Genomic DNA, 14,027 nt, shown 5'->3' with positions numbered 1-14,027 from the left:
CTGGGCAGTCTCGGCATCGTTCTATTCCGTTACGAAGTACACGACCGCCACGACGGGGAACGCGAAACCGACCCATGAGGCGAGTGTCCATCCTCCCTGCGCGTAGGCCCATCCGCCTGCCGCCGAGCCAACCGCCCCGCCGACAAAAAACGTCGCCATGTAGAGCCCGTTGAGACGGCTGCGGAATTCCGCACTAAGTGAGAAGATCGCGCGCTGCCCGAGAGTCAGATTAGCCGAGACGCCGAAATCGAGGAGGATCGCTGCTGCGACGAGGAGACCGAGGGCCAGCATCGAACCTTCAGGCGCGATGTGCGTCATCAGGAAAGCACCGGCCACCGCAAGCATGGCGACAGCGGTCGCAGGGCGACTCCATCCGCGATCGGCAATCCGGCCCGCGATCGGGGCGGCGACAGCACCGGCAACACCCGCCAGCGCGAAAAGCGCGATCCCGCCTTGCGACAGGTGGAATTCCGGCCCCGCGAGCAACAGCGGCGTCGTGGTCCAGAACAGACTGAACGCACCGAACAGGCAGGCGTGATAGAGCGCACGCCTTTGCAGGATCGGCGTCGTCACCGCCAGATGCCCCATCGAGGCCAGCAGTTCTCCGTAACGAAGTTTCGACGTCGGCATACGCCGTGGCAGCGCGTGGCTGAGAACCAATGCGAGGACAATCATCGCACCCGCCGACAGGAAGAACACGGCGTGCCATGACGACAATTCAGCGATGAAACTGGACACCGGGCGGGCCAGCATGATGCCAAGCATCAACCCGCTCATGACGTTGCCGACAACGCGGCCCCGGCTCGCTTCAGGAGCCATATGAGCTGCATAGGGAACGAGAACCTGCACCGCGACCGACCCGAGGCCGATGAAGAGGGCTGCGATCAGGAACGGAAGTGCGTGAGGTGACAGTGCCGCGCCCAGCAGCCCTAGGGTGGCGACGCCAAGCATAATGAGGGTGAGACGACGGTTCTCGATGAGATCGCCGAGCGGCACGATCAGCAGCAGACCCGCCCCGTATCCGATCTGCGTCAAGGTGACGATAAGTCCCGTCGCCTGCGGCGAGAGGCCGAGCGCGGCACTGATCGGCCCGGCCAGTGGCTGGGCATAATAAACATTGGCCGCGATAAGCCCGCAGGCGGCGGCGAGGAGGAAAGTCATTCCAGTGGAAACAATCCGCCTGTCGGGCAGGTGGTCGGTGATGGTGGTCACGGTCGTCCTCACAATAGGAAACATTCGTTTTCTAATTTGGCAAAAAAATCAGGTGAGCGTGCGCATGGCAACCTCCACTACGGCTGCCATCTCCGCGCGGGTTCGCCCGGTCTTCCCGATGACCCTCATGCCTTGAAGCAGGCAGAGCATCAGCCGGGCGGTTGCCTTGCTGTCGATCCCGGTGGGAATGGAGCCGTCAACCTGCCCTTGTTGAATCAACTCGGCCATCATGGCCTCATTCCGCTTGAAGGATGCCGTGACACGCTCGGCGACTTCCTTGTCGAAGATCGCAAGTTCCGTTGCGCTCCCGACGACAAGGCATCCCTGCAACCCCTCCGCGCCGTGTGACGATTCGACGTAGAAGGCCAGGGCATTACGAATACGCTCCAGTCCCGTTGCGCCATTTTTGATGGCGCGAGCTAGCTTTTCATTGCGAACCGCCTTGTTCCGATCGAAGGCGGCAATAAAAACCGCGCGCTTGTCTTTGAACGCCTTGTAGATGCTGCCTTGGGTCAGTTCCATTGCATCTGTCAGATCGCCGATCGACGTGGCGTGATAGCCACGCTCACAAAACACCCGAACGGCTTTATCGAGAGCTTCGTCCACGTCGAACTCACGCGGTCGGCCGGGGCCTCGGGAAGCGGATGATGGTACGGCGTTCGACATCACTCTTTATAGAAAATGAACGTTTCCAAATCAAGGGCTTTGAGCAGGTAAAGCGCCAAGCTTTCGGTCCTTTCCAAACGGTCAGCACGCCGATACGACTGTCTCCTGACACGGGGGGCGCCCTGTTCGGTCAATCATTGGCGGCGGGTCCGTCAGCTCGAACCACTTGACCCGACTTATCGGCGCGTTCGCCCCAGCCGCCTTTGCATCAAGTCGCCCCGATTGGATGGCGGAAGCCCTGATGATCAATTGTCTCAAACGATCCGTTGCGATGATGTGGGGCCTTTCCGCGATCATGCTTGGCGTTACGCCCGCGCAATCACAGACGCTGCCCGATGATTTCGTGTTCCTGCGCGATATCGATCCCTCGATCCGGCAGGACATCCGCTATGCCGACGTCAACAATTTTGTCGGCCGCAAGCTCAGTGGCTATGATAGCGCGGAATGCGTGGTGAAGCGCCCGGTCGGCCTCGCGCTGCAGAATGTGCAGCGTGAGTTGATGGCGCAAAACCTGTCGCTGAAAATGCTGGATTGCTATCGGCCGGTGCGGGCGTCGCGCGACATGGTGGCGTGGGCGCGCGATGGCAACGAGACACCGGCGCAGAAGCGTTACAATCCATCCTTCAGCAAGGTGGATCTGTTCAGGCTCGGCTACATCGCCGAGCGCTCAGGCCACTCCACCGGTGCGGCGCTCGATCTGACGCTGGTCGATCTGCGTGCGCCTGCGTCGCCGGCATTCGATCCGAACAAGGCCTATGCAAGCTGCATCGCGCCGGAAGCACAGCGCGCGCCCGAGGGCAGCGTCGACATGGGCACGGGTTACGATTGCTCCGATGCCAAGGCGCATACCGGATCGCGCGCGATTTCACCCGCGCAGCGGCGCTGGCGGGATCTCCTGGTAACTGCGATGGGCAGGCAGGGCTTTGTGAATTATTCCAAGGAATGGTGGCACTTCTCGCTGCCGGGCATAGGCGCGCGCGCCTACGATTTCCCGATTGCGCGGCAGGCAAGATAGCCCCGTGAAATCCCGGCCGATCCGGCGTAAAATGATTCGCAATACCGCCTCCAGCCGGAACTGATTCATGACCGACGCCACCTCTGCCATTCATGCGGTGCTTAACCAGTCGCCTCCCTTCGAGGACGTCAATCTGTTCGAGCTGGACCGGCCGCTCGTGGAAGCGGTCGCGATGAATGAGGGCTCGTTCGCCTATGTCGACCACGCCGAATTCGGTCAGCTCTGGGGATCGGCCGAGATGGCACAGCGCGCGCGGCTGGCCAACGAGAATACGCCGAAGCTGCGGACTTTTGATGCACGCGGTAACCGGCGCGACGAGATTGAGTTTCATCCAGCCTATCACGAGCTGATGGCACAGAGCGTTGCAGCGGGAATTCACAATTCGACATGGACGCGTGACGGCAAGTCCGCACGCGGCGCGTCCGAAGTGGCGCGCGCCGCAAAATTTTACATGGCGGCGCAGGTCGAAACCGGACATCTATGCCCGATCACCATGACACGCGCTGCCGTCGGCGCGCTGGCGATGCAGCCGGATGTGCTGGCGCAGGTGATGCCGGTCATCGCCAGCCGCGATTACGATCCGAGTTTTGCGCCTTGGTCGGCCAAGCGCGGCATGACGCTGGGCATGGGGATGACCGAGCGGCAGGGCGGCACGGACGTGCGCAGCAACATGACGCGCGCCGTGCGCGACGGCGATGCGTATCGGATCAGCGGCCACAAATGGTTCATGTCGGCACCGATGTGCGACGCGTTTCTGGTACTCGCGCAAGCCGAAGATGGCCTCAGCTGTTTCTTCATGCCGCGATTCCGGCCCGACGGCTCGCTCAACGCGCTGAACTTCCAGCGCCTGAAGGACAAGCTCGGCAATCGCTCCAATGCGTCGTCGGAAGTCGAGTTCAACGATGCCTATGCACTGCGCGTCGGCGACGAGGGCAAGGGCATCCGCACCATCATCCAGATGGTGCAGCTGACGCGGCAGGATTGCGCCACAGCATCCGCCGGTTTGATGCGCTCGGGTCTGGTCCATGCGCTGCATCACGCAAGGCATCGCAGCGTGTTCCAGAAACACCTCGCCGATCAGCCGATGATGCAAAGTGTGCTCGCCGACATGGCCCTGCATGTCGAGGCCTCAACGGCGCTGGTGATGCGGCTGTGTCGCGCCTTCGATCTGGCGCCGGAGGATACGTCCGAGGCCGCCTATATGCGCTTCCTGACGCCGGTGGTGAAGTACTGGGTCTGCAAATCGGCGCCGGGCTTCCTCTATGAGGCGATGGAATGCATGGGCGGCAACGGCTATGTCGAGGAGGGCATTCTGGCGCGGCACTATCGTGAGGCGCCGGTCAATGCGATCTGGGAAGGCTCCGGCAATGTGATGTGCCTCGATGTGCTGCGGGCGCTGTCGCGCGAAGGCGACGCATCGACCGCGGTGCTGCAGGAGCTGATGCTGGAGACGCGCGGACTGCCCGGCGCGGCCGAAGCCGCTGCCTTCATCATCCGCACCTTGCTGCGGCCCGACAGCGAGCGTGTTGCGCGGCAGGCGGTGGAATCGCTGGCATTGCTAGCGGCCTGCGCCGCACTGAACATGGTGCATCCGCCCCATGCTGAACTGTTTGCGCGGACACGCCTCGATGGTGCGCGCAACGCGATCTACGGCACCGCTGAATTGACCGAAGCTCAGGGCCGGGGACTGCTCGAGCGGGCGTTGCCGCAGTGAGTGCACTGGAGACGCCGATCGCTCCCGTCGCACCCTCGGATCTGCCACCCGCGACGAAGCCGCCGCGGGTCTGGAAATTCTGGGGTACGAGCCTCTGGGGACTGTTCGCTTTTGCAGCGATGTTCGTCGGTCAGTTGACCGTCGTTGCCTATTATCTGCTGATCAAGGATGCGCCACTCGATGCGACGCTGCTGATCAAGGCGATGAGCAGCGGTACGACCATCGCCGCGTCGGTTCTCATGGGGCTTCCGGCAGTGTGCCTGGCGCTGTGGCTGGCGACGCGCATGGCGCGGCAATCCTTTGCGGACTATCTGGGGCTACGCGGCACGTCCTGGAAAAACTATGTCATTGGCACGGTGGCGCTGATCGCGCTGGTCGGCGCCTGGGAGCTGGTCGCAAAAGGCATGGGTCGCGACTCCGCGCCGACTTTCATGCTGGAAGTGTTGAAGTCGGCCCGCGCCGACGGCGCGCTATGGCTGCTGATCATCGCGTTCTGCGTCGGCGCGCCGATGACCGAAGAGTTCTTCGCGCGCGGCTTCCTCTATCGCGGCTGGTCGGAATCGTTTTTGCGGCCGTTCGGCGCCATCGTAGCGTCATCGCTGGTCTGGACGGCGATGCATCTGCAATACGATTGGTTCTTCTTCGTCGAGATTTTCACCATCGGCCTGCTGTTCGGCTATATGCGCTATCGCAGCCACTCGACATGGCTGACGATCTTTCTGCATGGCCTCAACAATCTGGCGGCGACTGTTCAGACGCTGCTCATCGCGAACGGTGTGATATCGCCCTAGAGCATGATCCCGAAAAGTAGGAACCGGTTTTCGGGCAAGATCATGCTCAAAAAAAGAAAAACCTATTCCGCCAGTGCAATGAAGATGGGCATGGTCAGGACCGCCAGCGTGGTCTGAATGGTCAGGATCTGCGCCAGGAGGGGCGCGTCGCCGCCCATCTGCCGCGCCAGAATATAGCCGTTCGATGCCGACGGCACCGACGCGCAGCAGACGACCACCGCAAGGTTGGTGCCGGACAGGCCGAAGGCGATGCCAAGGCCCATGGCAATCAGTGGCATCACGGCGAGTTTCAAGACGACTGTCAGTGCTGCAGCCATGCCGGGTCTGTGCAGGCCTTCGAGCTGAAGACCGGCGCCGACGATCAGCAGACCCATCGCCAGAGAGCAGCGCCCGAGCGCATCGAGGAATTCGTGCGCGGGGCGCGGCACGGGCAATCCGGCCAGGTTGATCGCGAGGCCGATCACGCAGGCCCAGATCAGCGGGTTCCTGGCGATGGTCAGCAGCAGCGCCGGCCACGCCATCCGCTGCGGTGAGGCGTAATGCGCCAGCACCCAGACCGCCAGAATATTCAGCAGCGGGATCATCGCCACCATGGCGACGGAGGCCAGCGTGATGCCGAGATCGCCCCACAGATTGCCGGCGACCGATAGTGCCACGAAGGTCTGCCAACGCGTGGCGCCCTGAAACAGTGACGTAAATGCCGGCCCATCGAGGCCGATGGCCCGCGCCAGCAACGGACGCAGCGCCAGACATAGCGCGGACATCAGGATGACGGAGAGCAACAAGGCACCGCCGACACCTGCGATCGGCACCGACGCCAGATTGGCCCGCGCCAGCGTGTCGATGAGCAGGGCGGGGAACAGCACGTAATAGACGAGCTGTTCCAGCCCGACCCATTCGATGTTCTGTTTCAGTAGCAGGCGCCGCAGCGCGTAGCCGAGCACGATGAGCAGGAAGACCGGGACGAGAGCGGCAAATACCGTCAGCATGGGGTCAGCGAATATCCGGCGTGCGCAGCAAGGCGGCGAGGCGATCTAGCGCACCCTGAAGAATGAAGATCGCGGCATGTTCGTCGATGACTTTGGCGCGTTTGGCGCGGCTGACATCATTGGCAATCAGTTCGCGCTCGACCGCAGATGTGGAGAGCCGCTCGTCCCAGAAGGCGATCGGCAGTTCGGTCAGTTTCGAGAAGTTGCGAGCGAAGGCGCGTGTCGATTGCGCGCGCGGTCCCTCGCTGCCGTCCATATTGATGGGAAGACCAAGGACGAAGCCGCAGATATTTCGCTCAGCGGCAAGCTTGATGAGGCGTGCGGCATCCGCCTTGAAGGCAGTTCGCTCGACAGTCTCAATGCCGGTGGCGAGACGGCGATCGGGATCGGACACCGCGACACCAATGGTCTTGGTGCCGAGATCGAGACCGATCAGCGCACCGCGGGCCGGAAGATGTGCGGCGGCTTCGACGAGGGGAAGGATGACTGCAGGCATGGTCCCGCATAACATGCGGAGCCATCAGATCAAACGCTGCGCCGCAATTATCGGGGCGGACGGCGGCTGCGCCATTCCTCGGCGGTCATTTCCCAGATTTCCGAGGGCCAACGGCCGGAGACGTAGTCGCGATCCTCGGTGGCGATCACGCGCATGCCGGAGGTTTCCGAAATCCGGCGTGAAGCCGTGTTGGCGATGGCCTTGATGACGCGCAGGACGGGCCGCTGCAGGGTGTCGAACCAGTAATCGGTCACGGCATCGCTGGCCTCGGTCATCAGCCCTTGTCCTTGCCAGGCGGGATCGAGCCAGAAGCCGCGGTTTTCGTCGCCGCTGTTCCTGACATTGATCATGCCGATCAGTTGCTCCGGTGCGCTCTTCAGGCGGATCGACCAGTGCCATTCGGTGCCGCGCTCCATGCCTGGCAGCACGACATCGCGCAGGAAAGTGCAGGCGCCGTCAGCCGGGTAGGGCCATGGCACGCGGCTGGCCAGGAAACGCACCACCTCTATTCGCGGGAAAAGCTTTTGCACGGCATCGGAGTCCGCCAGCACGAGTGGGCGCAGGATCAGCCTGGGCGTGGTGAGTTCGGGAATGGCAGCGGTCATCGGTCGCGTTTCACATCGGGAGCGATCTGCGGCAATGTGATATCGCCTTCGCTTCCTCGCCTGCAAGTCACGAGCCCTCCATGGATCCGCTCAGCCTGTTTGGACTGTTCGCCGTCAGCGCTATGCTGGTCTGCTACGCGCTGGAGGCACGCAGTCCGTGGTTCACGCTGGCCTTTGCCGGCGCCTGCGGGCTCGGATCGCTCTATGGCTTCCTGCAGGGCGCCTGGCCGTTCGGGCTGGTGGAGGCAATCTGGGCCGGCGTGGCGCTGCGCAAGTGGATGCTCATCCCCCGCGCAACCGCATAGCTCACGCGGGTGCGGCCGTGTTAGCCTGAGCAAGGCTCGGCAATGATGCGCGTGCCATTTCCTCACGTTTGTCTCAAGATCGTCACTGCTTTGCCGCTGGATTCAGAGGCATTGCCGCAAGATTGTCGCAAGAATCCGGAGATCCCCCATGTGGCCCGACCGCCGACTGATCGACTTATTCGGCACCGAATTTCCCATCGTGCAGGCGCCAATGGCAGGTGTGCAGGATGCCGACATCATGATCGGCGCAGCGGAGGGCGGCGCGCTGGCCTCGTTGCCGTGCGCAATGATCTCGCCGGAGAAAGCCCGTGAGCAGATCAATATCGTGCGCCAGCGCGTCTCCGCGCCGGTCAACATGAATTACTTCTGCCATACGGCGGTGGACGCCGATCCGGCACGCGAGGCCAACTGGCGCAAGCGGCTGTCGTCCTATTACGCCGAACTCGGGCTCGATCCGAATGCAGACATCAATGCGGCCAACCGCGCGCCGTTCGATGAGGCGATGTGCGCGCTGGTGGAAGAGCTGAAGCCCGAAGTGGTCAGCTTTCACTTCGGCCTGCCGGACCCGGCGCTCTTGAAGCGCATCAAGGCAGCCGGCTGTCGGGTCATCGCCTCTGCGACCATCGTCAAGGAAGCCGTCTGGCTCGAAGAGCGCGGCGTCGACGCGGTCATTGCGCAGGGGGCGGAGGCCGGCGGTCATCGCGGCATGTTCCTGACCGAGGATATCGCCACGCAGCCCGGCCTGTTCGCGCTGTTGCCGCAGGTGGTGGATGCGGTGAAGGTGCCGGTGATCGCGGCCGGCGGTATCGCCGATGGGCGCGGCATTGCCGCAGCCTTTGCGCTCGGCGCAGCCGGTGTGCAGATCGGCACCGCCTATCTGCGTACGCCGGAATCGAAGGTCAGCGGGCCGGGTCGTGCAGCCCTGGCCGGGGCGTCGGATGCCTCCACCGTCATTACCAATGTCATGACCGGGCGACCCGCCCGCGGCGTCATCAATCGCGTGATGCGCGAGGTCGGGCCGGTCTCGCCCGATGCGCCGGCATTCCCGCATTCGGCGACCGCGCTGGGGCCGCTGAAAGCCGCCGCCGAGAAGCTCGGTCGGGCCGATTTTACCAATCTCTGGGCCGGACAGTCGGTCGGAATGGGCAGCGAACGGCCTGCGGCAGAGCTGACGCGGTCGCTGGCGGCGGCGGCATTGGCGCGGATGGCCGAATTGCGGGGCTAGGGCGTCAAACAAGGCGGAGGCGTCCGCCGGTTGCGGCGCGAAACCTCCGTCTGCTATACGGCGGGCAGATTTTGCCTGAGGCCCTATATAATGTCCGTCGATGCTGCCACCGTTCGCCGTATCGCGCATCTCGCGCGGATCGCGGTCACAGACGCTGAAGTTCCCCATCTGCAGGGCGAGCTGAACGCGATGCTGGCCTTTGTCGAGCAGTTGCAGGAAGTGAATGTCGACGGCGTTGAGCCGATGACCTCGGTGATGCCCATGGAAATGAAGAAGCGCGCCGATGTCGTCAATGACGGCGAGATCGTCGACGCGGTGACGGCGAATGCGCCGGAGTCCGAAGATCATTTCTTCCTGGTGCCGAAAGTCGTCGAGTAATCGAGCAAGAACCGTTCGAACGGAAACCGCCATGTGCCTGCTTTGCGACGATGAAAAGTCCTATCAGCTCTATATGGACTACCTCGACGAGATGGAGCGTCAGGGGAAGGTCAAGAACGTCGACGCGGCCATGGATGCCATCCTCGACAAGGTTCAGGCCGCACAGGAGGCTGACGACAAGCTCCGCCGCAGCTCTTTCAAAAAAGATGCACCTGAAAACGACAAGACGCTCTCTCCCTTCTTTTGCAGCCCGGTCAATAAATAGATGACAGATCTGACGTCGCTGACACTCGCCGAGGCGCGTGACGGCCTTGCGACCAAATCCTTCACGTCAGTCGAACTGACCGATGCGCATCTCAAGGCGATGGAAGCCGCACGCGTGCTAAACGCCTATGTGCTGGAGACGCCGGATCAGGCGCGCGCCATGGCGCAGGCGGCCGACGCGAAACTCGCCAAGGGCGAGGGCGGCTGGCTCGGCGGCGTCCCGCTCGGCATCAAGGATCTGTTCGCGACCAAGGGCGTGCGCACAACCGCATGTTCGAAGATACTTGGCAATTTCGTGCCGCCTTACGAGTCGACCGTGACCGCACAGCTATGGCGTGACGGTGCCGTGATGCTCGGCAAGCTCAATAACGACGAATTCGCCATGGGCTCGGCGAACGAGACTTCGTTCTTCGGTCCGGTGATCAATCCGTGGCGGCGCGACGGCTCCGACGTCAATCTGGTGCCCGGTGGCTCGTCCGGCGGTTCGGCATCGGCGGTCGCTGCAGGTCTGTGCCTCGGTGCCACCGCGACCGACACCGGCGGTTCGATCCGCCAGCCCGCGGCCTTCGCCGGCATCGTCGGCATGAAGCCGACCTATGGCCGCTGCTCGCGCTGGGGCACCGTCGCTTTCGCATCGTCGCTCGACCAGGCCGGGCCGATTGCGCGCACCGTGCGCGATACCGCGATCCTGATGCGCTCGATGGCCGGCTACGATCCCAAGGATTCCACCTCGGTCGATCGCGACGTGCCGGATTACGAGGCGGCGATCGGCAAGTCCGTCAAGGGCATGAAGATCGGCATTCCCAAGGAGTATCGCATCGACGGCATGCCGGCCGAGATCGAGAAGCTCTGGTCGGAAGGCGCTGCGCAGCTCAAGGCCGCCGGTGCCGAACTCGTCGACGTGTCGCTGCCGCACACCAAATACGCGCTGCCGGCCTATTACATCGTGGCGCCCGCCGAAGCCTCGTCGAACCTCGCGCGCTATGACGGCGTGCGTTACGGCCTGCGCGTACCCGGCCGCAGCATCAGCGACATGTATGAAAATACCCGCGCCGAAGGTTTTGGCGCGGAAGTGCGCCGCCGCGTCATGATCGGAACCTATGTCCTCTCGGCTGGCTATTACGACGCTTACTATCTCCGCGCGCAAAAAGTCCGCACGCTGATCAAGCGCGACTTCGAAGAATGCTTCGCCAAGGGCATCCATGCGATCCTGACGCCGGCGACACCGTCGGCCGCCTTCGGCATTGGTGAGAAGGGCGGCGCCGATCCGATCGAGATGTATCTCAACGACATCTTCACGGTGACGGTGAACATGGCCGGCCTGCCGGGCATCGCGGTTCCCGCCGGCAAGGACGCGCAGGGATTGCCGCTCGGGCTGCAGCTGATCGGGCGTCCATTCGACGAGGAAACGCTGTTCTCGCTCGGCGAAACCATTGAGCAGGCATCGGGGCGTTTCACGCCAACGAAGTGGTGGGCCTGACGTCATCTGTCTGGAGGTCTTGTGTGGCGCGCTTTCTTGACGCGAGCCAGCAGCCATTTCGCTTGAGAACGCTTTAGGGTGTTGCGCGTTTGACATTGCGTTTTGCGGTGCACTTGGCCATGGTTTGCCTATGAGCATGGACCGTGCATGAGCACCGACGACGGGCTTCCGCCTTCCCAACAGGTCGATCAGATTCTGGGTTCCCCGAAGCTTGCGCAGGCGATCGAGAATGATCGCTACAAGCATCTGCTGGATCATGTTCCCGTTGCGCTCGCCATCTCGCGCGGGTTGGGCAGCGATCAGCAGGTTGTCTATATCAACAAGGCCTTCGAGCAATTGATGACAATGGCGCCGGCCGATGTCGAAGGCCAGAGCTGGACCTGTCTCGACGGCTTTCTCAACGAAGACAACCAGAGCCAGACGCTGGGCGAAGCGATCCGCGACGGCGAGGATTTCATCGGTGTTTTCCGTCCGTCGGTGCCGGTCGATCGGCTGGTGATCGTGCAGGCCTATGCCTCGGTGATCGAGAGTGACGACGGCGTCGAAAATTTCCGGATCGCCGCGCTGGTCGATGTCGGCGGCCGCGAGCGTGCGCAGATCGAGCAATTCGAGAACCAGATACGCGACCGCGACATGCTGATGCGCGAGCTGCAGCATCGGGTGAAGAACAATCTGCAGCTCATCACGGCGCTGGTGCGGCTCGAAGCCCGCTCGGCAGTAGAAGGCGAGGCTGTTGCGCTCGGCCGGCTGGCGAGCCGGATCGATGCGCTGACAGTACTGTACCGGACGCTGTCCGACGAGAATGCGACGCCCGAGATCGATCTTGGCCAGTATCTGTCGGACATCGCCAATGCCGTGATGGCTGCGAGCGCGACGGCGGATATCACGCTCGATCTGCAGGTTGGCTATTGCCCGATGTCGATCAATATCGCGATGCCGGCGGGACTGCTGGTCAACGAGATGCTGACCAATGCGCTGAAATACGCCTTCGTCGGCCGTGCCGGTGGTCAGATCAAACTGATCTGCAAGCTGGAAGGCGGCCACGTCACGGTGGTTGTCGCCGATGACGGCGTTGGCCTCGGCGAAGGCCAGGACTGGCCGTCGCCGCGCAAGCTCGGCGCGCTGATCCTGCAGACGCTCAAAGAGAATGCGCCGAACGTGAAGTTCAACGCCGAGAGCATTCGCGGGCAGGGCAGCTGGTTCACGCTGGTATTTGATGCCGCGCCAGGCACGCAGCTGAACTGAGGATTGGTGCTGCGCCATTTGGCGCGCACCTTTTTTCACCATTCATTAGCCACGTTGCTGGCGCGATTGGTGCCGGATCGTCAGTTTGCATCGAATTGCAACGCTTTACGGTAATATCTGATTGAGATTCCGGATTGGGGACCGTCCGGACACGGTCCGTGCCGTTTGGTGCGGCCGTCTTGTGGGATCGGTAGAGAAGTGATGAGTGCGTTGCGTTCGATCGGTGTCGTGGTCACGACCTGTGCGCTGCTGCTGGGCTGTACGTCGGTCTACAACCTTCCCGCCAACGTGCCGCTGGCCGGCGCCTCCCTCGATCCCAATCTCGACGCCGTTTTCAAGGATGCTGCCGAGCAGGACGACCTGCTGATCGGTTTGTCGTTCTCAGGCGGTGGCACGCGCGCTGCGGCGTTTTCGTTCGGTGTCCTGGAAGAACTGGGCAGCATCCGCATGCGCGGTGCATCCGACACCATGCTGGAGCGCATCGATTTTCTGTCCGGCGTTTCCGGCGGTTCGGTCACGGCGGCCTATTACGGATTGAAGAAGCGCGCGGCGCTGTCTGATTTCCGCGAGCGCTTCCTGCTGCAGAATGCCGAGGCCGGACTGACGACGCAGTTGTCGCTAGGTACTATCGGCCGTGCCTTGGGCGGCGGCATCAATGACTCCAAGGGCTTCACCAGTTGGCTCGACGCCAACCTGTTCCACAATGCGACTTTTGGCAGCCTGCGAAATAGCGGTTCGCCACGGGTCTGGATCAACGCCTCGGACATCTATAACCGCGTGCCCTTCGTGTTCGACAACACGGCCTTCGCCGCGATCTGCAGTGATCTCAGCAAGTATCCGCTGTCGGGCGCAGTGGCTGCGTCGGCAGCGGTGCCGCTCGCCTTTGCGCCGGCCGTGGTGCAGGCCTTCCCCGGCACATGCAACGAGCCGCTGCCGCCTTGGGTCGCGCGCGCAGCCGCGAACCGCAATGCGTCGCCGATGTTGAGTGCCTATTCCAAGGCAGTGATGCGTTATCGCGACGGCGCGGTGCCCTACATCAAGCTGATGGATGGCGGGCTGGTCGACAATTACGGCGTCTCTGCGCTGACCATCGTGCGCGAATCCTCCGAGACACCCTACGGCCCGATGACACCGCAGCAGGCGGTCCGGCTTCGTCGCGGCATATTTATGGTGGTGGATTCCAAAGTCGGTCTCTCCGGCAACTGGATCAATACGGTGGAAGGGCCTGAAGGCGTCGATCTGATCAAGGCTGCGGTGGACACCACTATGGATGCCAGCATCGGCTCCAGCTACACCGCATTCGACCGAACCATGAAGGACTGGCAATCGTCGCTGATCAAGTGGCGCTGCGGCTTGTCGGCGGCAGAGCGTGCCCGCTATGGCGCGCGGCCCGGCTGGCGCTGTACCGATTTGCAGCTCTTCGTCGGCCGGCTCGGCTTCGATCAGCTAGATCCGGCGCGGGCCGCAGTGCTCGAAGCCGTTCCGACGCGCTTCCAGCTGCCGCAGGGGCAGGTCGATGACTTGATCCTCGCCGGTCGCGAGACGTTGCGTGCCAGCTCCGTGTTCAGGGCGTTCGCTTCGGGCATCTGATCGGATAGGGGCAAATGCCCTAGAAGCGAAGCTGGAAAGCCTCGCTGGGGGT

The 14,027-nt window shown here is 62.8% G+C and carries 15 protein-coding genes; 10 read left to right on the top strand and 5 right to left on the bottom strand.

Annotated features, from left to right (window positions below):
* Nucleotides 1-21 precede the first annotated feature (21 nt).
* The gene (locus AB7813_RS07315; protein ID WP_120292069.1) at nt 22-1,161 is read right to left on the bottom strand and encodes an MFS transporter; all 1,140 of its coding nucleotides are present in this window, start codon (nt 1,159-1,161) and stop codon (nt 22-24) included.
* A gap of 99 nt (nt 1,162-1,260) precedes the next feature.
* A complete protein-coding gene (locus tag AB7813_RS07310; RefSeq protein WP_120292071.1) occupies nt 1,261-1,818 on the bottom strand; it encodes a TetR/AcrR family transcriptional regulator in 558 nt (185 codons plus the stop codon).
* Nucleotides 1,819-2,149: 331 nt separating this feature from the next.
* Between AB7813_RS07310 and AB7813_RS07305 the strand changes: the two genes are divergently transcribed.
* The 3 genes from AB7813_RS07305 (at nt 2,150) to AB7813_RS07295 (ending at nt 5,398) form a co-directional block, all read left to right on the top strand.
* A complete protein-coding gene (locus AB7813_RS07305; RefSeq protein ID WP_439062669.1) occupies nt 2,150-2,893 on the top strand; it encodes a M15 family metallopeptidase in 744 nt (247 codons plus the stop codon).
* Between the two features lie 67 nt (nt 2,894-2,960).
* Entirely contained in the window at nt 2,961-4,607 is a 1,647-nt protein-coding gene (locus AB7813_RS07300; protein ID WP_439064169.1) for an acyl-CoA dehydrogenase family protein, read from the top strand.
* Entirely contained in the window at nt 4,604-5,398 is a 795-nt protein-coding gene (locus AB7813_RS07295) for a lysostaphin resistance A-like protein (protein WP_439064168.1), read from the top strand. Before AB7813_RS07300 ends, AB7813_RS07295 begins: the two co-directional genes overlap by 4 nt.
* 62 nt (nt 5,399-5,460) lie before the next feature.
* On the opposite strand, the gene AB7813_RS07290 is transcribed toward AB7813_RS07295, so the two are convergent.
* The 3 genes from AB7813_RS07290 to AB7813_RS07280 are packed head-to-tail and all read right to left on the bottom strand — an operon-like array spanning nt 5,461 to nt 7,488.
* A complete protein-coding gene (locus AB7813_RS07290; RefSeq protein ID WP_439064167.1) occupies nt 5,461-6,387 on the bottom strand; it encodes an AEC family transporter in 927 nt (308 codons plus the stop codon).
* A 4-nt stretch (nt 6,388-6,391) separates the two neighbouring features.
* Nucleotides 6,392-6,883 (bottom strand): Holliday junction resolvase RuvX, encoded by a 492-nt coding sequence (gene ruvX, locus AB7813_RS07285; RefSeq protein ID WP_089263773.1) that lies wholly within the window; start codon nt 6,881-6,883, stop codon nt 6,392-6,394.
* A gap of 47 nt (nt 6,884-6,930) precedes the next feature.
* Entirely contained in the window at nt 6,931-7,488 is a 558-nt protein-coding gene (locus tag AB7813_RS07280; protein ID WP_439064166.1) for a GNAT family N-acetyltransferase, read from the bottom strand.
* Between the two features lie 80 nt (nt 7,489-7,568).
* Between AB7813_RS07280 and AB7813_RS07275 the strand changes: the two genes are divergently transcribed.
* From AB7813_RS07275 to AB7813_RS07245, 7 genes are all read left to right on the top strand, one after another.
* Nucleotides 7,569-7,793, top strand: coding sequence for a hypothetical protein (locus AB7813_RS07275; protein WP_093761358.1), 225 nt, complete (start codon nt 7,569-7,571; stop codon nt 7,791-7,793).
* A 148-nt stretch (nt 7,794-7,941) separates the two neighbouring features.
* Nucleotides 7,942-9,018, top strand: coding sequence for an NAD(P)H-dependent flavin oxidoreductase (locus tag AB7813_RS07270; protein ID WP_439064165.1), 1,077 nt, complete (start codon nt 7,942-7,944; stop codon nt 9,016-9,018).
* 90 nt (nt 9,019-9,108) lie between these two features.
* A complete protein-coding gene (gene gatC, locus AB7813_RS07265) occupies nt 9,109-9,396 on the top strand; it encodes an Asp-tRNA(Asn)/Glu-tRNA(Gln) amidotransferase subunit GatC (RefSeq protein ID WP_093761362.1) in 288 nt (95 codons plus the stop codon).
* Between the two features lie 31 nt (nt 9,397-9,427).
* Nucleotides 9,428-9,661 carry a hypothetical protein gene (locus AB7813_RS07260; RefSeq protein ID WP_439058739.1) on the top strand — a complete coding sequence of 78 codons (234 nt, stop codon included), beginning with the start codon at nt 9,428-9,430 and terminating at the stop codon, nt 9,659-9,661.
* A complete protein-coding gene (gene gatA / locus AB7813_RS07255) occupies nt 9,662-11,140 on the top strand; it encodes an Asp-tRNA(Asn)/Glu-tRNA(Gln) amidotransferase subunit GatA (RefSeq protein WP_439064164.1) in 1,479 nt (492 codons plus the stop codon).
* Nucleotides 11,141-11,287: 147 nt separating this feature from the next.
* Nucleotides 11,288-12,385 carry a sensor histidine kinase gene (locus tag AB7813_RS07250; protein ID WP_439064163.1) on the top strand — a complete coding sequence of 366 codons (1,098 nt, stop codon included), beginning with the start codon at nt 11,288-11,290 and terminating at the stop codon, nt 12,383-12,385.
* A 201-nt stretch (nt 12,386-12,586) separates the two neighbouring features.
* The gene (locus AB7813_RS07245) at nt 12,587-13,975 is read left to right on the top strand and encodes a patatin-like phospholipase family protein (RefSeq protein ID WP_439064162.1); all 1,389 of its coding nucleotides are present in this window, start codon (nt 12,587-12,589) and stop codon (nt 13,973-13,975) included.
* Nucleotides 13,976-14,027 lie beyond the last annotated feature (52 nt).

This window comes from Tardiphaga sp. 20_F10_N6_6 (assembly GCF_052076045.1).
Lineage (GTDB): Bacteria > Pseudomonadota > Alphaproteobacteria > Rhizobiales > Xanthobacteraceae > Tardiphaga > Tardiphaga robiniae.
The sequence above is the reverse complement of the archived record's forward strand: the minus strand, read 5'-3'. Positions and strand labels throughout refer to the sequence as shown.